Source organism: Paraburkholderia bannensis, assembly GCF_014200455.1.
In the GTDB taxonomy this organism is placed as follows: Bacteria; Pseudomonadota; Gammaproteobacteria; order Burkholderiales; family Burkholderiaceae; genus Paraburkholderia; species Paraburkholderia bannensis_A.
This window is the reverse complement of sequence record NZ_JACHBW010000001.1, coordinates 414,285-434,526: the sequence shown is the minus strand read 5'-3', so window position 1 is coordinate 434,526 and position 20,242 is coordinate 414,285. Positions and strand designations below refer to the sequence as shown.

The window sequence follows — 20,242 nt, the reverse complement described above, 5'->3', positions numbered from 1 at the left end:
TGTCAGTGCGGAATGTCGAAATCCGTTTCAAACGCGGACAACGCAACGAGTTTCGGCTGGCGGGTTTCGTCTGACCTTCTGTGTGTCTTACGAATCGCCCGGCGCCGCCTTGAGCCCGCGCTGCAATTCGCGAAGCTCGGCGGCGGGGATATGGCAGCGAATGCGATGACCTTCGCCATCGGTACCGGCATCGGCGTTGGCGTTTGAGCTGTCGTTTAAGGGAGGGGCGGTCTCGTCGCAGATCGCGCCGAGCTTGCGCGGGCAGCGGCTGCTGAAGACACAGCCCGTGGCTGCCTGGGCCCTGGCGCTCGCGGCGTGGCTGCCTTCGTTACGGGCAGGTTCGTCCGGCGCGCCTTTGCCGGCATTGAGCAACGTTTCGGTGTAAGGGTGGCAGGGGCCGCCGAGCACCGCGTTGGCCGGGCCGCTCTCCACCACATGCCCCGCGTAGAGCACCATCACCCGGTCCGCGAGATAGCGCACCACCTCAAGGTCGTGGGAGATGAACAGATAGCTCACGCGGCGCTCGCGTTGCAGCCGCGCGAGCAGGTTCAGGATCGCCGCTTGCACCGAGACATCGAGCGCCGAGGTCGGCTCGTCGCAGATCACCACGCGCGGCTCGCCCGCGAAGGCCTGGGCAATCGCCACACGCTGCTTGAGGCCGCCGGAAAGCTGTCGCGCTCGCGCGTTGATATAACGGACAGGCACGCGCACCGCGTCCAGCAGACCGGCGATGCGGGGCGTGTTGTCGCCGCCTGGGGTTGTGCCCGGGCCTTCGTCTTCGGCGCGCGCGAGGGCGCGGCCGACCAGCCGCTTGACGGGCAACGCGCGGTTGAGCGAAGCATCGGGATGCTGGAACACGATGCGCAGCGCGCGCAAAGCTCGCGCGTTGCGCTGTGCAAGACGTGCCGAGAGCGGCTGGCCGTCGAGTTCGATCGTGCCGCCCGCATCGGCGCCATGCACCCCTAGCAGCAGCTTCGCGAGCGTTGTCTTGCCGCTGCCCGATTCACCGACGAGGCCGAGCGTTTCGCCCGCGCGCAATTCGAGCGAGACATCGTTGAGCACGCGCCAGGCCCGCGCGCCGCGACCGAAGGTCAAGGAAAGATGGGCCGCGCGCAGCACGATGGGCGCTGCGCGATGCCCGCCTGTCAAAGGCGTTTTGTCTGTTTGTTCGTTTGTCTGCTGTATTGGGGCCTTGGTCGCGGGCGTGACTGTCTGTGCGCTTGCGCCAGCATCGAACGCCTCGAACGAATCAAGCGCATCAAGCGCGTCGATGTCGCTCGCATTGGCTGCGTCCGCAGCGGGCAGGTCGATGGCGCGCTCGTGATAGTGGCAGCGCGCCATCTGCTCGCCGTGTGGCGCTTCCATGCGATGCGGCGGCGGCGCATGCTCGCGGCAGCGCGCGTCGGCCATGCGGCAGCGCGGGGCGTAGACGCAGCCCTGCACGAGCGTGCCGGGCGCTGGCAGTTCGCCCGCAATCGTATCGAGCGTGCCGTGCGCCTTGGTGCGACCCGGCGCGGGCAGGCAGCGCAACAAGCCCACGGTGTACGGATGGCGCGCGCGAGCGAACACGTCCTGGGTTGCGCCTTCTTCCACCAGACGACCCGCATAGAGCACGCCCACGCGCTCGCACATGCGCGCGATCACGCCCAGATCGTGGCTGATGAGCAGCACCGCCATGCCGAGCTCATCGCGCAACTGCGCAATGAGCGCCAGCACTTCGGCTTCGACGGTGGCGTCGAGGCCGGTAGTGGGTTCGTCGAGAATCAGCAGGGTGGGGTTCGAAGCCAGCGCCATCGCGATCACCACGCGCTGCTGCATGCCGCCAGATAGCTGATGCGGCCAGCTCGCCATCACGCGCGCGGGGTCGGCGATGCGCACGCGCGCGAGCATCGCGTGCGCCTGGTCGAGTGCATCGGCGGGGCTGGCGCCCGCGGCTTCGAAGGCTTCGCTGAGCTGTCGCGCGATGGTCAGCGTTGGGTTGAGCGCGCTCGCCGGGTCCTGATAGACCATCGACACCTTGTGCGCGCGCAGCAGGCGCAGGCCTTCGCGATCGAGCGTGAGCACATCCTCGCCGCCGATGGCGATGCGTCCGGATTTCACGCGGCCGTTGTGGGCGAGATAGCGCAGCACGGCCAGCGCCACCGTCGATTTGCCGCAGCCCGATTCGCCGACGAGCCCATAGGCTTCGCCGCGTTTGACACGCAGCGAGACATCGGTAAGCACGTCGCGCTCGCGCCCGCGCACGCGATAGGACACAGTCAGGCCGACGAGCGCGAGCGCATCGTCGGCGCGCGGAGCGCTGAAGGTCGCGAGAGCGGGGCCGCGTGCGCTGCCGGCGTTCATGATTCGAGCACCTCGCGCAGGCTATCGGCGATCAGATTGACGGCGACCACCAGCGAGGCGATGGCGAGCGCGTCGAACGCCACGGTCCACCACGCGCCGCCCGCGAGCAGCGCGTACGACTCCGCCAGCGCGAGTCCCCAGTCGGCCGAAGGCGGCTGGATGCCGAAGCCGAGAAATGACAGCGTCGCCACCGCAAAGATCGCGTAGCCCAGCCGCACGGTGGCCTCCACCACGATGGGCGGCCAGACGTTGGGCAGGATTTCCGCGAACATCAGGTAGAACGCGCGCTCGCCGCGCAGGCGGGCGGCGGCTACATAGTCGAGATGGCGCTCGGCCAGAACGGCGGCGCGCACCGTGCGTGCGACGAGCGGCGCGAAGGTGATGCCGATCACCAGCACCACGGCGAGATTCGACGCGCCCACCGCCGCGAGCACCAGCAGGGCGACGATCACGAGCGGCAGCGCCAGCACGGCGTCGAGAGCGCGCGCGAGCAGCGTGCCGCCCCAGCCTTCCAGATAGCCGGTGATCAGACCAAGCGCCGCGCCCGCGAGCGTGCCGGTCAAGGTGGCGAGCGGCGCAATCGTGAGAATGTCGCGCGTGCCGACGATCACGCGCGAGCAGATGTCGCGGCCGAGCTGATCGGTGCCGCACCAGTGCGTCTGATCGGGCGGCAGCAGAGAGCTGAGCGGATCGGACGCATAGGCGTCGTACGGCGCGATCCACGCACCCGCGAGCGCGCAGACGATCCACGCGAGCAGGATCAGCGCACCCACCACGAAGGCGGGCGAGCGCAGCAGCAGGCGCAACGTCGCCGCGAAGCGTGACGGCTCGTGCTCAAGGCCTTGAGCGCCATCGCTCATCGTTTCGGAAGCCGTATCGTTCATGGGCGCGTGTTGCTCACGTTCATCGTTTTCTATCGGCTCGCGCGATTGCGCAGGCGCGGATCGAACAGCGCATGCAGCAGATCGGCCGCCAGATTCGCCAGCGTATAGACGAGGCTCACGGTGAGCACGCCCGCTTCGAGCAGCGGAAAATCCTTCGCCCTGGCCGCGTTGTAGATCAGCGAGCCGATGCCCGGATAGCGGAACAGCGACTCCACCACCACCAGCCCGCCGATCAGGTAGCCGAGCTGCGTGGCCGCCACTGTCACGCTGGGCAGCAGCGCGTTGCGCAGCACGTGGCGCACGATCACGGTATGGCGCGGCAGCCCTTTGAGGATGGCAGTGCGGGTGTAATCGGCGTCGAGCGCGTCGAGCATGCCCGCCCGCGCGATGCGTGCGAGGTAGCCGAAGAACACCAGCACGAGCGGCAGCACGGGCAGCACCAGATGGCGCAGCGTTTCGAACACGCCCGCATCGGGCGGCGCGACGGCTTCGATCGGCAGCCAGCGCAGCCACACGCCGAACACGAGGATCAGCGCAATCGAGGAGACGAATTCCGGCACCGCGCTCGCGCACAGCCCGAGCGTGCTGATGAGGCGATCGAGCCAGCGCCCGCCGTTGAGCGCGGCCCACACGCCGCCGCCGATGCCGAGCGGCACCACCACGATAAACGCCAGAAAGCCGAGTTTCGCCGATTGCAGCAGCGCGTCGCCCACCATTGGCGCGACCGGCTGGCGGAAGGTCCACGAACTGCCGAAGTCGCCGCGAAGCGCATGGCCGATCCAGGCGGCGTATTGATCGAGCAGGGGGCGGTCCGCGCCCAACTGGTGATTGAGCGCGGCCACGGCGCGTGCATCGGCGAGCGGCCCCAGCACGGCGCGGCCGATGTCGCCCGGCAGCAACTGCCCGCCCGCGAACACCAGCACGGAGAGCAGCCACAGCGTGAACAGCGCCCACGCGGCGCGCTGCGCGAGAAAGCGCGCCGCACCGCTGCCTGACGTGAAGCGCGGCAGGCGAGACGGGTGGCGCGGGCCGGTTTGAGACGGTTTCGTCAGCTCAGTGGCCATGGGTTTGGCGAGTGCAGCGGGTTCTACCGGCGTCGTGAATCAGCCGTGAATCAGGCCGAAATCAGCCCGAGATCAACCGGAAAGCGTGGCGCGGTCGAAGTACAACTGCGCGAGCGCGGTGAAATGCACGCCCGAAAGCTTCGTGCTCTGCGCGATCAACTGATCGTAGAAGTACGGGATGATGATCGGCGTTTCGTCGAGCAGCAGCGTCTGGATCTGCGCGGACACCTGCTTTTGCGCGGCCACGTCGAGCGTCGCCACGAATTGCGCGACCAGCTTGTCGTACTGCGGATTGCGGAAATGCGCTGCGTTCCATGTGCCGCCGCTCGTCAGCGGCGCATTGAGAAACACGTTCGGCACGCCGCGATGGCCGTAATCGGTGATGCCCAGCGGCGCATCGAGCCAGTCCGATTTGCCGTAGGTGCCCGCGCCGTAGTACTGCGACTGGCTCTCCACCTTGAGCGCGATGCGCACGCCGATCGCCTTGGCCGCGTTCTGCACCACCACGGCCAGATCGGGAATCTCCATGTACTTCTCGGTCGTGAGCGTGACGTCGAAGCCGTTGGCCAGCCCCGCCTGCGCAAGCAACTGGCGCGCTTTGGCCAGATCGACCTTGCGTTGCGGCACGCTGGTCGCGCTCGACGGGAAGATCGCCGCGAACGGGCTGTCGTTGCCCACCACCGCGCGGCCCTTGAAGAGACCGCGCACCATCACGTCGCGATCGAGCGCGAGCGCCAGCGCCTGGCGCACGCGTTTGTCCTTGAATTGCGCGACGTCGTTGCGCATGTGGATCTGGCGATGCGCGCTCGAACGCACGCCGATCACCTTGAAATCCGGATTGTTGAGAATGCCGATGCCGCCCTGCACGGTGAAGGTGCCCATCACATCGGCCTGACGTCCTTGCAGCGCGAGGATCTGCGCCTGCTCGTCGGCGTAGAAGGCGAACTGCACGCGCTCGGGCAGCGCCTTGTCGCCCCAGTAGCCGTCGTGGCGCACGAAGCTCGCGCCGCGCCGCGCTTCGTATTTTTCGAGCTTGAACGGCCCGGTGCCGATAAAGCTCTTCTCGTAGTTGCCCGCGTAATTCGCGGGCAGCAGCACGGCATTGTAGTTGTCCGAAGAAACGTAATAGGGGAAGTTGCCGTTGGGCGCATCGAGATGAAACGCGACGGTGTGTTCGTCGACCAGCTTCGTGCCGCCTTTCGAGAGCACGCCCTTGAGCACCGAGAGCGCCGCCGAGCCGCTGGCCGGATCGGCGAGACGGTCGAAGGTGGCCACCACGTCTTTTGCGCCGAAAGGCTGGCCATCGTGAAATTTCACGCCTGGGCGCAGCTTGAAGGTCCAGACATCGGCCTTGTCGTTGGGCTGCCAGGAGAGCGCGAGCGCCGGTTGCAGATGACCGTCGGCATCGTCGTTGGCGAGGAATTCGCCGGTCTGGTTCAAGAGACACAGCGCGCCCGCGTCGGTGACCGTGAGCGGGTCGACCGCGCCCGCCGGCATCAGATGGGCGACGCGGATGGTCTGGTTGCCGGGCTTGCCCGCGACTGCATTGGCGCCTTGAGCGCGCACCTTGCCCGGCGCGAGCAAACCGCTGCCTGCGAACGCAAGGCTCGACAGGCCCAGCACGCTGGCGTAGCGCAGCAGTTCGCGGCGCGTGAGGCGGCCAGCGAGAAACTCGTCGATGGCGTGGTTGCCGTACTCGCCTGCGTCACGGCGCAGCGGTTCGGGCGTGGACGAAGCGCGCGTATGCGCGAGCGAACGGGAAGGCTTGGACTGCGGACGTTTCATCGGCGCGGGATTCCGTGCGGTTCCGTGGATGGGCGCGGCTGCTTCAGCGAGGAAGCCGACGCGACGGCGGCATGCGTTAAGGCGACAGACGGCGAATGCGGCTCAGTTTAAGCGTTTTCGCGATTGCGCACGAGAACCAGGGTCCGGCGCGGTTGCGCTGGCGCGCGCGGCAGGGCAGGCGCGGCGCGCTGGCCCTGCCGCGCCGTGGAACGCTGCGATGTCGAAGCGGCGGCCCGGTCCGCCGTGACGGCGAGGTGAGCCGTTAAAGCACGCAGTTAAAGCGCGCCCGCCGCCGGCCGACGCCAGCGATGGAACAGCACCGAGCCGATCCAGCAGGCGATAAAAAGTGCGACGATGCCATAGCCGAGTTCGCCGAAGCGCTCGTTCAGATCGCTGGCGATCGACCAGATACCGCCGCTTGCGCCGAGCTTGTCGCCGATCAGGCCGACGGCCTCCACGCCGCCGATCACGATTGCCACCAGCGCCGATACGAAGGTGATGCTGGCGTTGTAGTAGAGCTTGCGTTTGGGGTCGTCCATCGCCCAGCCGTAGGCCTGGACCATCAGCACGTTGTCGGTGGAATCGACCAGCGTCATGCCCGCTGTGAAGAGCGCCGGAAACACGAGAATCGAGTACATCGGCAGGCCCTTGCCCGCTTCGGCGGCGGCAATCGCCAGCAGCCCGATTTCCGTGGCCGTGTCGAAGCCCAGGCCAAACAGCACGCCTACCGGATACATGTGCCAGCTTTTCGTGACGAGCCTGAATAGCGGGCGCAGTGCGCGCGACAGGAGCCCGGCGGGGGCGCTGGCTTGCGCCGCCAAAGCCGCGGCATCCTCGCCCTGCTGGGTGCGGCCGGCCAGCCGATAGCGCCGCCACACGTCGCGCAGGATCACCAGATTCACGCCCGCGAGCACCAGCAGAAAGCCCGACGACACCAGCGTGCCGATGGTCGAGCCGATCTCGTGGAACTGCTCGAAGCGTCCATGCAGCGTGAGCGCCGAGAGCGCGATGCCCACCGTCGCCGCAATTACGATGGTCGAATGTCCCAGCGAGAACGCCAGCCCCACGCCCAGCGGCTGCTGGCCGCGCTGCATCAGCTTGCGCGTGACGGCGTCTATGGCGGCGATGTGATCGGCGTCCACGGCATGACGCAGGCCGAAGCCATAGGCGAGCAGGGCAGTGCCGAGCAGCAGCGGATAGTGGCGAAAGGCGATCAGCGCCCATGCCCAGGCCGCGAGATTCGCGGCGATCAGGACGGCATAGAGAGGGATCAGGCGTCGGCGCAGTGGCGTGGCGGTCGGTGTCATACTGTTTTTTCGCGGTGAGCGGTTCAATTTTCGTGAGGATGGCGATGGATCGGATCGACCCAGTAGACCGTCTCGGGTGCTTCGACGGCGTCGATGTTCAGGTTCACGACAACCGCTTCGTTGTCGCTGCGCACCAGCACGCATTCGAGCGGGTCGTCGGTGCTCGCGTTGATTTCCTGATGCGGCACGTAAGGCGGCACGAAGATGAAGTCGCCGGGCCCGGCTTCAGCGGTGAATTCCAGATGCTCGCCCCAACGCATGCGCGCGTGGCCGCGCACCACGTAGATCACGCTTTCCAGTGCGCCGTGATGATGCGCGCCGGTCTTCGCGTTCGGATGGATCGTCACGGTGCCGGCCCAGATTTTCTGCGCGCCCACGCGCGCTGCGTTGATGGCGGCGGCGCGGTTCATGCCTGGCGTCTGCGCGGTATTGCTGTCGAGTTGATCGCCGCGGATGACTTTCACGCCGTTTTCGCGCCAGTCGACGGGCGGGTCGTCGTGCCTGTGATCGTGATCGTGATCGTGCTTGTGATCGTGATCGTGATCGTGATCGTGATCGTGATCGTGCGGGTGTTGATGGTCGTGATCGTGGCTCATGTCGTGTCTCCTCGATTTGCCTGACGCTCGCTGAGGGCTCGTTTCATTGTGGCACGGACAAAATTGGGCCGCGCGCAGAACAAAAAAGCCCGTCCGGCGAGGGACGGGCTTTCGCTTGAAGCATGAAACGCGCGTGCTTACGTCTTCTTCGCGTTGATGACCGCTTCGGCCACGTTCTGCGGCGTCTCCGAGTAGTGCTTGAACTCCATCGTGTACGTTGCGCGGCCCTGCGTGAGCGAGCGCAGCGAAGTGGAGTAGCCGAACATTTCCGACAGCGGCACTTCGGCGCGCACGATCTTGCCGCCGCCGCCCGCGATGTCTTCCATGCCCTGCACGATGCCGCGACGGCTCGACAGATCGCCCATCACGTTGCCCATGAAGTCCTCGGGCGTTTCCACTTCCACCGCCATCATCGGTTCGAGCAGGATCGGCTTCGCTTTGCGCATCGCTTCCTTGAAGGCCATCGAACCGGCCATGCGGAAGGCGTTTTCGTTCGAATCGACGTCATGGTACGAACCGAACGTGAGCGTGACCTTGGTATCGACCACCGGATAGCCCGCGAGCACGCCCGCCTTGAGCGTTTCCTGGATGCCCTTGTCGACGGCCGGGATGAATTCGCGCGGAATCACGCCGCCCTTGATGGCGTCGACGAATTCGTAGCCCTTGCCCGGCGCCTGCGGTTCGAGCGTGATGACCGCGTGACCGTACTGGCCGCGCCCGCCCGACTGCTTGACGAACTTGCCTTCGACATCCTCGACCTTGTTTTTCACGGTCTCGCGATACGCCACCTGCGGCTTGCCGACCGTCGCTTCCACGCCGAATTCGCGCTTCATCCGATCCACGAGAATTTCCAGGTGCAACTCGCCCATGCCGGAAATGATGGTCTGGCCGGATTCCTCATCGGTCTGCACGCGGAACGACGGATCTTCCTGCGCAAGACGATTGAGCGCGATGCCCATCTTTTCCTGGTCGGCCTTGGTCTTGGGCTCCACGGCCTGCGAGATCACCGGTTCCGGGAAGATCATGCGTTCGAGCACGATCGGGTTGGCCGGGTCGCACAGCGTGTCGCCCGTGGTGGCTTCTTTCAGGCCCACGGCGGCGGCGATGTCGCCCGCGCGCACTTCCTTGATTTCCTTGCGCTCGTTGGCGTGCATCTGCAGGATGCGGCCCAGGCGCTCGCGCTTTTCCTTGATCGCGTTGAGCACCGTGTCGCCCGATTCCACCACGCCCGAATAGACGCGGAAGAAGATCAGCTGGCCGACGAACGGGTCGGTCATGATCTTGAAGGCGAGCGCGGAGAACGGCTCTTCGTCGCTCGGATGACGCTCGATTTCCTTGTCGTGCAAGTCGTGGCCCAGGATGGCGGGCACGTCGACGGGCGAGGGCAGATAGTCGATCACGGCGTCGAGCATCGCCTGTACGCCCTTGTTCTTGAACGCGCTGCCGCACAGCATCGGCACGATTTCGCCGGCGATGGTGCGCTTGCGCAGCGCCGCCTTGATTTCGTCTTCGGTCAGGCTTTCGTGATCTTCGAGGTACTTTTCGAGTAGCGCTTCATCGGCTTCGGCGGCGGCTTCGACCATCTTGCCGTGCCACTCCTTCGCCGTCTCGAGCAGATTCGCCGGGATCTCTTCGTACTCGAACTTCACGCCCTGGCTCTCGTCGTCCCAGACGATCGCTTTCATCTTCACGAGATCGACCACGCCCTGGAAGTGATCTTCCGCGCCGACCGGAATCTGGATCGGCACCGCCACGCCCTTCAGGCGCTCGCCAATCTGCCGCTGCACGCGGAAAAAGTCCGCACCGACGCGGTCCATCTTGTTGACGAACGCAATGCGCGGCACCTTGTACTTGTTCGCCTGACGCCAGACGGTTTCGGACTGCGGCTGCACGCCGCCGACCGAGTCGTACACCATGCATGCGCCGTCGAGCACGCGCATGGAGCGCTCGACTTCGATGGTGAAGTCCACGTGCCCCGGGGTGTCGATGATGTTGATGCGGTGTTCGGGATAGTTGCCGGCCATGCCTTTCCAGAACGCAGTCGTCGCAGCCGAGGTGATCGTGATGCCGCGTTCCTGCTCCTGCTCCATCCAGTCCATGGTCGCCGCGCCATCGTGAACCTCGCCGAGCTTGTGATTCACACCGGTATAGAAAAGGATGCGTTCGGTCGTGGTGGTTTTGCCGGCATCGATGTGAGCGCTAATCCCGATATTGCGATAGCGCTCGATGGGAGTCTTGCGAGGCACGGTGATCTCCTTGGAAAGACGCGCCATGGAAAGTGCCGGGCGGCGCGCGGCGCGGCCTGCGCGCGGTCCGGCGGTCCGCACGGCGGCTTGTCCGGACTGCTCCGGGCCAAGCCTGTGCCATGCGGCGGATTACTAGGATAGCGCTTGCGCGCGGCTTTTGCTGGTAAGGGTGCCGCAGCCGCCGGCGATGCTGGGCGTCGCCCGGACGGCGCGGGTGAAGCGCACGGCCAAACGCACACGCGAAGCGTGCCCATAAAAAAACGGCCCCACCTGCAGTGCGTGCTGCGGCGGGGCCGGTTTTGCGGCTGGCGGGCCAGCGAGCGCGCGCTTATTGCAGCGGCGGCAGACCGTCGATCTTCATGCCGGGCTTGATGCCCTTCGACGTGAAGAAGCCCTTGCTCATCTCCAGTGCATAGACACCGTTGTTGCGCGGGCAGTGATTGTTGGTGGTTTCGGCCTGCATCTCGTCGATGTCGGTGATCGTGCCGTCGGCGCGCATGAAAGCGATCGACAGCGGGATCAGCGTGTTCTTCATCCAGAAGCAGTGCACGGCGTTTTCGCCGAACACGAATAGCATGCCTTCGTTGGGCGCGAGCTGCGTGCGATACATGAGACCTTGCTCGCGGTCCGCATCATTGGCGGCGACGGCGGCGTCGATCACGAACATGCCGGCGGTGAGCTTCAGTCGCGGAAAATCGCCGGGTTGCTTCGCGCCGGGCGGCATTTGCTGGGCGTGTGCCGGCGTGCTGACCAGGGCGGTCGAAAACGTGAAGGCCGACACGGTGGCAAACGCTGCGAACGCGAAGCGCGCGATCAGCGGGCGCAGGGAAAATCGCACGAGTGAGCTCCTTGCTAGAGATTAGTCCGCGCATGTTACGCGACCAGGTCGGCGCGGGTCAAAACTTGCAGCGCGATAACAGACACATTCGCAGACACATTCGCAGGCACACTCGCAGTGACACTCTCGCGAAGTGCGCAAACGGCGCTGCAAAAACAAAAGGCAGAGCGCCTTGCGACACTCTGCCTTTCAAACGAAGCGAAGATCGGCGCGGAGCGCCATTCCTCGTTGCGTCTTACAAGAAGCTTACTCCGAAGCTGCCGAAGCTGCTTCAGCCTTAGCTGCCTTCTTGTGCGACGACTTCTTGTGCGACTTCTTGTGCGAAGCCTTGTGTGCCGACGAAGCAGCTGCTGCCGGAGCAGCCGAAGCAGCTTCCGGAGCCGAAGCTTGTGCGAATGCAGCCGATGCGAAGAGGCCAGCGACCAGAGCAGCGATCAGTTTGTTCATTTTGTGAATCCTCAGCTTGAGTTAATTAACCAAGTGACCCGGTTATTGGATCAGGTCGGTAAACGTGCCATCCACCTTTCGGTTGACAGTCGGATCGACAAATTCATGCGAACTTGCAATTCGTGTCTGCCAGCGGTCGGGACCGTGCATTGCTGCGAGGACCCTGAAGGCTGAATGCCGGATAGCTTCGGACGGCATCTGCGTGGTTTAACGCATGGTCCCGCGAAGCGGTTGACGAGAAGTTTTCATTTGGGTCGCAAATTTTTAGCGATGCGTGGCAACTGAAAGAGAGCGCTGTTTACAGGCTCAAATCGTTCGCCAAACGCAAAAAGTGCTTGCGCAACAGTTACTTGTGCGCGCGCCGCGCATGCATCGCGGGCTTCCAGGGCGCATCCACCGGCACATCGACGCTGTCGCCCGGCGCGAGGCCCAGCGAAAAAATATCGAGCGAACCCATCGCCACGCGCACGAGGCGCAGCGTCGGAAATCCCACGGCTGCCGTCATGCGTCGCACCTGACGATTTTTTCCTTCGCTGATGGCGAGTTCGATCCATGTGGCAGGAATCGCCGCGCGAAAGCGGATGGGCGGATTGCGCGCCCAGAGCTTATGCGCATCGTCATCGGAAATTTTCCTTGCCCGACATGGCTGTGTCACAAAGTCGCCGAGATCGACGCCGCGTTCGAGCGCCGCGAGCGCATCGTCGCCGGGTGCGCCTTCCACCTGCGCCCAATAGCGTTTGACGAGCTTGCGCTTCGGTTCGGCGATGCGCGCCTGCAGGCCGCCATCGTCGGTGAGCAGCAGCAGCCCTTCGCTGTCGGCGTCGAGGCGGCCAGCGGGGTAGACGTTGGGCGTCTTTACCCAGTCCGCAAGCGACTGGCGCGTCTCATGCGGCGAAAACTGGCAGATCGTGCCGAACGGTTTATTGAGGGCGATCAAGCGCATGGCAAAAGAAACAAAAATGCAAAAGCGGTAAAAGGATGTCGCGCCGCGATCTTAAAGCATACGGCGTGCATGGCGGCGCTGGTTCACGCTAGTGTCATGAGTCTTATATAAGACATGAGACATCAGCTCGCGATCCGGGGAAGGCATGGGCCTGCGCACTCTAACGCTGCGCGGCAGCAGGACTGGGCCGCGCGGGGCGGCGGGAGGGCGTCGGCACGGGCGTTCGGGGCCTGGGCTAGAATAATGGCCAGAATAATTGCATTGCGAACTGGTCGCGCGCCACAGACCGATCCCCCTACTGGAGTTGATCATGCCGTATCAGCACATCAAGGTCCCGGCGGGCGGTGAGAAGATCACCGTCAATCCGGATTTCTCGCTCAACGTCTCCGACCAGCCGATCATCCCGTATATCGAGGGCGACGGCACGGGCGTCGATATCACGCCGGTCATGCTCAAGGTGGTCAACGCAGCCGTGGAGAAGGCCTACGGCGGCAAGCGCAAGATTCACTGGATGGAGATTTACGCGGGCGAGAAGGCCACGCGCGTCTACGGCCCCGATGTCTGGCTGCCCGATGAAACGCTCGATGTAGTGAAGGATTACGTCGTGTCGATCAAGGGGCCGCTGACGACGCCGGTGGGCGGCGGCATCCGCTCGCTGAACGTCACGCTGCGCCAGCAACTCGACCTCTACGTGTGCCTGCGTCCGGTACAGTACTTCAAGGGTGTGCCCTCGCCGGTGCGTGCGCCGGAGAAGGTCAACATGGTGATCTTCCGCGAGAACTCGGAAGACATCTACGCGGGCATCGAATGGCCCGCGGATTCGGAAGGCGCGAAGAAGCTCATCGCGTTCCTGCGCGACGAAATGGGCGTCTCGAAGATCCGCTTCCCGGACAGCTCGGGCATCGGCGTGAAGCCGGTGTCGCGCGAAGGCACCGAGCGTCTCGTGCGCAAGGCGATCCAGTACGCCATCGACAACGAGCGCCGTTCGGTCACGCTGGTGCACAAGGGCAACATCATGAAGTTCACCGAAGGCGCGTTCCGCGACTATGGTTATGCGCTCGCGCAGAAGGAATTCGCGGCGGAACTGATCGATGACGGTCCGTGGATGAAGATCAAGAATCCCAAGACGGGTGGCGACATCATCATCAAGGACGTGATCGCCGACGCCTTCCTGCAGCAGATCCTGCTGCGTCCGGCCGAATACGACGTGATCGCCACGCTGAACCTGAACGGCGATTACATTTCGGACGCGCTCGCGGCGCAGGTGGGCGGCATTGGCATCGCGCCGGGCGCGAATATGTCGGATTCGGTGGCGATGTTCGAAGCGACGCACGGCACGGCGCCCAAGTATGCAGGCAAGGACTATGTGAATCCGGGCTCGGAAATTCTCTCGGCGGAAATGATGCTGCGCCACCTTGGCTGGACCGAGGCCGCGGATCTGATCATCGCGTCGATGGAAAAGTCGATCCAGCAAAAGCGCGTGACGTATGACTTCGCGCGGCTGATGGAAGGCGCGGTGCAGGTGTCGTGCTCGGCGTTTGGCCAGGTGATGATCGACAATATGTGAGTGTGGTCAGGACGATAGTCTATGTATTGAAACCCCGGCGTGCGTTCCGTATCGCCGGGGTTTTTCTCTGGAAGGGTGGCTCGCGGCAGCGACCGGCGCATCGACCTTGAAATACGTCCATGCGAACGCGGATTGGCTCGCCGAAGCGCAAATGCATGAGCGAATCGCAGGGCCGGCCGGTTCGGTTAGGGCGGCTTTTAATTTGCTTTGTTGTCCAGAGTGATTTTCTGTTTGCCGTAACCGGCGAAAAATTTCCACCTCGTGGGTGCGCTATCATGATGAGCGCCCATTGCGTGCTGTTGGTCTTTCCATGACGATTCTGTGTCGCCTTTTTCTCGTTTGCGTGTTTGCGCTGCTCGGCATGCGCGGCGCGAACGCGTGCGAACACATGACCTCGCAGACGCATGCCACGCACACCGCACACGCCACGCACGTCGCTCACACGGCGCATGTTCAAGGCACGACGCCGGATCACGCCGACTGCCATCACGCAGGCTGCTGCAGTCAGAGCTGCGGCAGCCATTGCGGCGCGCTACCGCTCGCATTGCGATTCGGAACTTGCCCGCGTGCGCACGACGCGCCTTGCGTGTGCGTTGCTGCATTGCACGCCGGCATCACGCACGCACCTCCTTTGCCTCCTCCAATCGTCTGAACGCAGCCGCTTGTTGACGATACGCTGCACACACGATGTTGAATCGCGTGTGAAAGCGATCCCCGCCCGTGCCGCGCTCGATCATGCGCGCCGCGCAGGCAGACGTATTTGAGGAATGAATCGATGAAACGCAGAACGTTTTTGTCCGGCGCGCTGGGTGCCGCTACCGCTTCGTTGTTTGCGCGTGCGTCGCGGGCCGCGGAGGCCGGCGATGGCATGTCGAGCATGCAGGAGATGTCCGGGATGTCGGGAATGGCTGGCATGGGGCATCCGCAACCGGCACTCGCCGCCGCCGACGCGCTGGCCGCCGGTGCGCCGCTTTCCGGCTTGCGCACGCTCGCCAACGAAAGCCGCGAAGCAGGCGTATTCCGCGCGACGCTGATCGCCCAACCTGCCGCGCATGCCTTGCTCGCGGGACAGCCGGCCACCACCTTCTGGCAATACGACGCGAACGCCGCGAATAACGACGGTCCGGTGATCGGCCCGCTGATCGACGTTCGTGAGGGCGATCGCGTCGAGATCCGCCTGATCAACCGCCTGGCGCAACCCACGACGATCCACTGGCACGGCTTGCCCGTGCCGGCCGATCAGGATGGCAACCCGGCGAATCCGATCCTGCCGGGCGCGGAGCATATCTATCGCTTCACCTTGCCCAAGGGCAGCGCGGGCACTTACTGGTATCACCCGCACCCGCATATGCACACGGCGGAGCAGGTGTTTCGCGGGCTGGCGGGGCCAATCATCGTGCGCGCCGCCGCCGATCCGCTCGCGGCCTGGCCCGAACGCCATCTGTTCGTCACGGACCTGAAGCTGTTCGCCGATGGCACGATCGCCGCCAATAGCATGATGGACTGGATGAATGGCCGCGAAGGTCAGTTCGTGCTGGTGAACGGCGCGCGCGAGCCGCGCATCGACATCGTGCGCGACGAGCGCTGGCGCGTCTGGAACGGCTGTAACGCGCGTTATCTGCTGCTTGCGTTCGACGATGGCCGTGCGTTCGCGCAGGTCGGCACCGATGGGGGCCTGCTGGGCACACCGCGCGAGGGCGTGACGTCGCTGTTGCTCGCACCCGGCGAGCGCGCCGAGCTGATCGTGCGTGCGGGGCAGGGCGCATCGGCGGCGCGACTGCTTGCGGCGCAGTATGACCGCCGCAAGATGGCGATGACCCACGGCAGCTTGCCGCCTACGCCGACGGCCACCCTTGCGCAGGTGCAATTCGCGCCGCGCAGCGACGGCGAATCGGTGAACAAAGCGCTGCCCGCACAGTTGCGCCCAATTGCGCCGCTGACGCCATCGAACGCCGCAAAAACCGTCGTGTTCAGCGAGGCGATGGATATGCATGCAATGCACCAGCCGGGTGCATCGAAGAGGGGCATGCCCCAAGGTATGCAATTCATGATCAACGGCGCGTCATACGACCCCGCTCGCATCACACTCACGAGCCGTCGCAACGCGGTCGAGCAATGGACGATTGCGAACCAGACCGATATGGATCATCCGTTCCATCTGCATGGCACGCAGTTTCAGATTCTGGCGCGTGAATCAGAAGGCAGGCGCGTGGACGAGGCTTTGCTCGCGTGGCGCGACACGGTCAACGTGAAGCCGGGGGAAAGCGTGCATATCGCGACCATTCAGCGCGAAACGGGAGATCGCATGTTCCATTGCCACATTCTCGAACACGAGGATCTTGGCATGATGGGCACGTTGCGCGTGACGTGACGATGGGTCAGCACGCGCAAATGAAATGAATGTGAAAAAGAGTGTCGGCTTGGCGTGATATTCCAGGTGTTTTATTCAAAACATCTGGAATGCAAATAACACGGACATTTCGTGGCAAAAGCGCGGCGCCGCATGCATGGATAAAAATCGTTCGCACAAAAAGAAAACCCGGCCGAAGCCGGGTTTCCAAGGTACGGGTACCGAACGTATCAGGCTGCTGCCTGAATGTTCGATGCCTGTTTACCCTTCGGGCCTTGCACGACCTCGAAGCTCACCTTTTGACCTTCTTTGAGGGTCTTGAAGCCATTCATTTGAATCGCCGAAAAGTGAGCGAACAGGTCCTCGCCGCCTTCATCCGGCGTGATGAACCCGAAACCCTTCGCGTCGTTGAACCACTTGACCGTACCGGTTGCCATACCAACTTCCCCTGTAACTCATGTCACTACCACGAGCAGTTCGAAAAGCTAAACGTTCGCGGAATGCGAGCGCCCCCTCCTCACAAGCTCACCAACGGCATTTTTTCGAAATTAAAGGCGGTTGAAAAAAGTGCCAGCTTGATTGTTGAGGCTCTTTATTCTGGTGTCAAGAATATTTTGAGACGTTAAGTTGCGCGTTGTAAAGATCGCATTTCCAGGGTTTTTCCGGCTTTTCTAGCGGCCTTTGCTGCTGCGAAGCGCATTGGGTTGCCGGTCCGCGCATCCGGTTCGCTTTTTGTCCCTACGGGGGCGATGGGGTTGCACGACCCATCTTGAAAAGTCGCATAATCGACTCACATGGGAAACACTGCGATGGCACACCCGAAAACGACGCTTCGGCAGACACGTAGGGTGTGGTGGCACGGAATCTGTTTGTCTGCGTGCGCAGGCCGACAAATCGAGGCGCAATCGCCCGGGAGCACTGCCCACGCGAGCGCGCAGGTTGTGCGATACTCGATTCGACGGTGGCCCGAAAGCTGCTGGCAGGAAGATTCGAACCGGCCCCGCAGCCGGGCGCCCAGGTAAGACCACGCATGATGCGGTCGGGGCGAAGTTGATCGAGCCCGGAACGGAGAAGGCGCAGGGATTGCTCGCAGGATGCAGGGCGACGGAGCCAGCTTCACCGGACGGCCGGTCGGGTTTCGGCAGGATTGCGGGCCTGTCCGAGTTGTTTAGAATGGGTGTATGGCGATTATCCCGGACAAGCAGGATTCAACTGTACTGGAGCGGCAGGAGCAAAAGGTCAAACCGCCCTCCATGTACAAGGTCGTCCTGATGAACGATGACTACACGCCGATGGAATTCGTCGTGATGGTCGTGCAGGAGTATTTCAATAAAGACCGCGAGACCGCGACGCAAGTCATGCTGAAGGTCCATCGCGAGGGCAGGGGTGTTTGTGGGGTCTATACGCGGGACATCGCGTCGACCAAAGTTGAGCAAGTCGTTACCCACGCACGGCAGGCCGGGCATCCGCTGCAGTGTGTGATGGAGGAAGCATGATTGCCCAGGAACTGGAAGTCAGCCTGCACATGGCGTTCATGGAAGCACGTCAGGCGCGGCATGAGTTCATCACGGTCGAGCACCTTTTGCTGGCGCTGTTGGATAACCCAACGGCCGCCGAAGTGCTGCGAGCGTGCGCCGCGAATATCGAAGACCTGCGTCAGAACCTGCGCAACTTCATTCACGACAACACCCCTACGGTGCCCGGTACGGATGACGTCGATACGCAGCCTACCCTTGGGTTCCAGCGCGTGATCCAGCGCGCGATCATGCACGTGCAGTCCACTTCCAACGGCAAGAAGGAAGTCACGGGCGCAAACGTGCTGGTCGCGATCTTCGGCGAGAAAGACTCGCACGCGGTGTACTACCTGCAACAGCAGGGCGTCACGCGTCTGGACGTGGTGAATTTCATTTCGCATGGCATTGCGAAGACCGGCAGCGGCGAAGCCGCCAAGTCGAGCGATGCGAATGCGGAAGCCGAAGACGCCGCTGGCCAGAAGGAAACCCCGCTCGCCCAGTTCACGCAGAATCTGAACCAGATGGCGAAGGATGGCCGCATCGATCCTCTGATCGGGCGCGAGTCCGAGGTCGAGCGCGTGGTGCAGGTACTCTGCCGCCGCCGCAAGAACAATCCACTGCTGGTGGGCGAAGCCGGTGTCGGCAAGACCGCGATCGCGGAAGGCCTCGCCTGGCGCATCACGCGCGGTGAAGTGCCGGACATCCTTGCGGACGCACAGGTCTATTCGCTCGACATGGGCGCGTTGCTCGCCGGCACGAAATACCGCGGCGACTTCGAGCAACGTCTGAAGACGGTGCTCAAGGAGCTCAAGGAGCGTCCGCACGCGATCCTGTTCATCGACGAGATCCACACGCTGATTGGCGCGGGTGCGGCATCGGGCGGCACGCTCGACGCATCGAACCTGCTCAAGCCGGCGCTCTCTTCGGGCACGCTCAAGTGCATCGGTGCGACCACCTTCACGGAATATCGCGGCATCTTCGAAAAGGACGCGGCCTTGTCGCGTCGTTTCCAGAAGGTCGACGTGATCGAGCCGACGGTCGAACAGACCGTGGCGATCCTGCGTGGCCTGAAGTCGCGCTTCGAAGAGCACCACGGCGTGAAGTATTCGTCGGGAGCGCTCAACGCGGCGGCTGAGTTGTCCGCACGCTTCATCACGGATCGTCATCTGCCGGATAAGGCGATCGACGTGATCGACGAAGCGGGTGCGGCGCAACGCATCCTGCCGAAGTCGAAGCAGAAGAAGACCATCGGCAAGAGCGAGATCGAAGAGATCATCTCGAAGATCGCGCGCGTGCCGGCGCAAAGCGTGTCGCAGGACGATCGCAGCAAGCTGCAGACGCTCGACCGCGATCTGAAGGCCGTGGTGTTCGGCCAGGATCCGGCGATCGACGCGCTGTCGGCTTCGATCAAGATGGCGCGCGCGGGTCTGGGCAAGACGGACAAGCCGATCGGCTCGTTCCTGTTCTCGGGTCCCACGGGCGTCGGCAAGACCGAGGTGGCGCGTCAGCTCGCGTTCACGCTCGGCATCGAGCTGATCCGCTTCGACATGTCCGAGTACATGGAGCGTCACGCGGTCAGCCGTCTGATCGGTGCGCCGCCGGGATACGTCGGGTTCGACCAGGGTGGTCTGCTCACCGAAGCCGTCACGAAGAAGCCGCATTGTGTGCTGCTGCTCGACGAAATCGAGAAAGCGCACCCGGACATCTTCAACGTGCTGCTGCAGGTGATGGACCACGGCACACTGACGGACAACAACGGCCGCAAGGCGGATTTCCGCAACGTCATTATCATCATGACGACGAATGCGGGCGCCGACACGATGAACAAGTCCACCATCGGTTTCACTACGCGCCGCGAACAAGGCGACGAAATGGCCGATATCAAACGCCTGTTCACGCCGGAGTTCCGTAACCGCCTGGATGCGACGATCAGCTTCCGTGCGCTCGATGAGGAAATCATCATGCGCGTGGTCGACAAGTTCCTCATGCAACTGGAAGATCAACTGCACGAGAAGAAGGTCGATGCGCTGTTCACCGATGCGTTGCGCGCCCATCTGGCCAAGCACGGTTTCGACCCTCTCATGGGTGCGCGTCCGATGCAACGCCTGATCCAGGACACGATCCGCCGTGCGCTCGCCGACGAACTGTTGTTCGGCAAGCTCATGAATGGCGGCCGCGTGACCGTGGATGTCGATGCGGAAGACAAGGTGCTGCTGACGTTCGACGAGCAACCGGCAACGCGCCCGCCCGAGGCGGTCGAAGTAGAATAAGCGGTTTCCGCTTCAGGTCAGCCGGAACGGCGCGGACTTCACGGTCCGCGCCGTTTTGTTTTGTGCTCGCAAGTACGTCTATCGACGG

15 protein-coding genes are annotated in these 20,242 nt (G+C 63.6%); 4 read left to right on the top strand and 11 right to left on the bottom strand.

Annotated features, from left to right (window positions below):
* Positions 1-87 precede the first annotated feature (87 nt).
* From F4827_RS02005 to F4827_RS01960, 10 genes are all read right to left on the bottom strand, one after another.
* Positions 88-2,343 carry an ABC transporter ATP-binding protein gene (locus F4827_RS02005; protein ID WP_183720295.1) on the bottom strand — a complete coding sequence of 752 codons (2,256 nt, stop codon included), beginning with the start codon at positions 2,341-2,343 and terminating at the stop codon, positions 88-90.
* The gene (locus tag F4827_RS02000) at positions 2,340-3,203 is read right to left on the bottom strand and encodes an ABC transporter permease (protein ID WP_183721319.1); all 864 of its coding nucleotides are present in this window, start codon (positions 3,201-3,203) and stop codon (positions 2,340-2,342) included. The genes F4827_RS02005 and F4827_RS02000 overlap by 4 nt, the downstream gene beginning before the upstream one ends.
* A 53-nt stretch (positions 3,204-3,256) precedes the next feature.
* Complete coding sequence (locus F4827_RS01995; protein WP_183720298.1) at positions 3,257-4,291, bottom strand: ABC transporter permease; 1,035 nt, start codon at positions 4,289-4,291, stop codon at positions 3,257-3,259.
* 72 nt (positions 4,292-4,363) lie between these two features.
* A complete protein-coding gene (locus F4827_RS01990; protein ID WP_183720302.1) occupies positions 4,364-6,076 on the bottom strand; it encodes an ABC transporter substrate-binding protein in 1,713 nt (570 codons plus the stop codon).
* Between the two features lie 275 nt (positions 6,077-6,351).
* Positions 6,352-7,383: a HoxN/HupN/NixA family nickel/cobalt transporter gene (locus F4827_RS01985; RefSeq protein ID WP_183720305.1), complete on the bottom strand. Its 1,032-nt coding sequence runs from the start codon at positions 7,381-7,383 to the stop codon at positions 6,352-6,354.
* A gap of 23 nt (positions 7,384-7,406) precedes the next feature.
* Positions 7,407-7,979, bottom strand: a complete 573-nt coding sequence (locus tag F4827_RS01980) for a cupin domain-containing protein (RefSeq protein WP_183720309.1) — start codon at positions 7,977-7,979, stop codon at positions 7,407-7,409.
* A 137-nt stretch (positions 7,980-8,116) separates the two neighbouring features.
* Positions 8,117-10,225 (bottom strand): elongation factor G, encoded by a 2,109-nt coding sequence (gene fusA / locus F4827_RS01975; RefSeq protein ID WP_183720312.1) that lies wholly within the window; start codon positions 10,223-10,225, stop codon positions 8,117-8,119.
* Positions 10,226-10,553: 328 nt separating this feature from the next.
* Positions 10,554-11,063 (bottom strand): DUF192 domain-containing protein, encoded by a 510-nt coding sequence (locus tag F4827_RS01970; RefSeq protein ID WP_183720315.1) that lies wholly within the window; start codon positions 11,061-11,063, stop codon positions 10,554-10,556.
* A 246-nt stretch (positions 11,064-11,309) separates the two neighbouring features.
* Positions 11,310-11,510, bottom strand: coding sequence for a hypothetical protein (locus F4827_RS01965; RefSeq protein ID WP_158951189.1), 201 nt, complete (start codon positions 11,508-11,510; stop codon positions 11,310-11,312).
* 346 nt (positions 11,511-11,856) lie between these two features.
* Complete coding sequence (locus F4827_RS01960; protein WP_183720318.1) at positions 11,857-12,453, bottom strand: pseudouridine synthase; 597 nt, start codon at positions 12,451-12,453, stop codon at positions 11,857-11,859.
* Positions 12,454-12,763: 310 nt separating this feature from the next.
* Here F4827_RS01960 and icd point away from each other — a divergent pair, with 310 nt between their 5' ends.
* Together icd and F4827_RS01950 are read left to right on the top strand one after the other, a co-directional pair.
* Positions 12,764-14,020: an NADP-dependent isocitrate dehydrogenase gene (icd, locus tag F4827_RS01955; protein ID WP_183720321.1), complete on the top strand. Its 1,257-nt coding sequence runs from the start codon at positions 12,764-12,766 to the stop codon at positions 14,018-14,020.
* Positions 14,021-14,795: 775 nt separating this feature from the next.
* Positions 14,796-16,391 carry a multicopper oxidase family protein gene (locus tag F4827_RS01950; protein ID WP_183720324.1) on the top strand — a complete coding sequence of 532 codons (1,596 nt, stop codon included), beginning with the start codon at positions 14,796-14,798 and terminating at the stop codon, positions 16,389-16,391.
* 209 nt (positions 16,392-16,600) lie between these two features.
* On the opposite strand, the gene cspD is transcribed toward F4827_RS01950, so the two are convergent.
* Complete coding sequence (gene cspD / locus F4827_RS01945; RefSeq protein ID WP_017776809.1) at positions 16,601-16,807, bottom strand: cold shock domain-containing protein CspD; 207 nt, start codon at positions 16,805-16,807, stop codon at positions 16,601-16,603.
* 744 nt (positions 16,808-17,551) lie between these two features.
* On the opposite strand from cspD, the gene clpS reads away from it, so the two are divergent.
* Both clpS and clpA read left to right on the top strand, forming a co-directional pair.
* The gene (clpS, locus tag F4827_RS01940) at positions 17,552-17,866 is read left to right on the top strand and encodes an ATP-dependent Clp protease adapter ClpS (RefSeq protein ID WP_167066794.1); all 315 of its coding nucleotides are present in this window, start codon (positions 17,552-17,554) and stop codon (positions 17,864-17,866) included.
* Positions 17,863-20,154 carry an ATP-dependent Clp protease ATP-binding subunit ClpA gene (gene clpA / locus F4827_RS01935; protein WP_183720326.1) on the top strand — a complete coding sequence of 764 codons (2,292 nt, stop codon included), beginning with the start codon at positions 17,863-17,865 and terminating at the stop codon, positions 20,152-20,154. Before clpS ends, clpA begins: the two co-directional genes overlap by 4 nt.
* The last annotated feature ends 88 nt before the right edge of the window (positions 20,155-20,242 follow it).

What these genes read in the sequence shown, in the direction of transcription:
- F4827_RS02005 (WP_183720295.1), bottom strand. Translation starts at nt 2,343, where the DNA reads ATGAACGCCGGCAGCGCACGCGGCCCCGCTCTCGCGACCTTCAGCGCT.
- F4827_RS02000 (WP_183721319.1), bottom strand. Translation starts at nt 3,203, where the DNA reads ATGAGCGATGGCGCTCAAGGCCTTGAGCACGAGCCGTCACGCTTCGCG.
- F4827_RS01995 (WP_183720298.1), bottom strand. Translation starts at nt 4,291, where the DNA reads ATGGCCACTGAGCTGACGAAACCGTCTCAAACCGGCCCGCGCCACCCG.
- F4827_RS01990 (WP_183720302.1), bottom strand. Translation starts at nt 6,076, where the DNA reads ATGAAACGTCCGCAGTCCAAGCCTTCCCGTTCGCTCGCGCATACGCGC.
- F4827_RS01985 (WP_183720305.1), bottom strand. Translation starts at nt 7,383, where the DNA reads ATGACACCGACCGCCACGCCACTGCGCCGACGCCTGATCCCTCTCTAT.
- F4827_RS01980 (WP_183720309.1), bottom strand. Translation starts at nt 7,979, where the DNA reads ATGAGCCACGATCACGACCATCAACACCCGCACGATCACGATCACGAT.
- F4827_RS01965 (WP_158951189.1), bottom strand. Translation starts at nt 11,510, where the DNA reads ATGAACAAACTGATCGCTGCTCTGGTCGCTGGCCTCTTCGCATCGGCT.
- F4827_RS01960 (WP_183720318.1), bottom strand. Translation starts at nt 12,453, where the DNA reads ATGCGCTTGATCGCCCTCAATAAACCGTTCGGCACGATCTGCCAGTTT.
- icd (WP_183720321.1), top strand. Translation starts at nt 12,764, where the DNA reads ATGCCGTATCAGCACATCAAGGTCCCGGCGGGCGGTGAGAAGATCACC.
- F4827_RS01950 (WP_183720324.1), top strand. Translation starts at nt 14,796, where the DNA reads ATGAAACGCAGAACGTTTTTGTCCGGCGCGCTGGGTGCCGCTACCGCT.
- cspD (WP_017776809.1), bottom strand. Translation starts at nt 16,807, where the DNA reads ATGGCAACCGGTACGGTCAAGTGGTTCAACGACGCGAAGGGTTTCGGG.
- clpS (WP_167066794.1), top strand. Translation starts at nt 17,552, where the DNA reads ATGGCGATTATCCCGGACAAGCAGGATTCAACTGTACTGGAGCGGCAG.
- clpA (WP_183720326.1), top strand. Translation starts at nt 17,863, where the DNA reads ATGATTGCCCAGGAACTGGAAGTCAGCCTGCACATGGCGTTCATGGAA.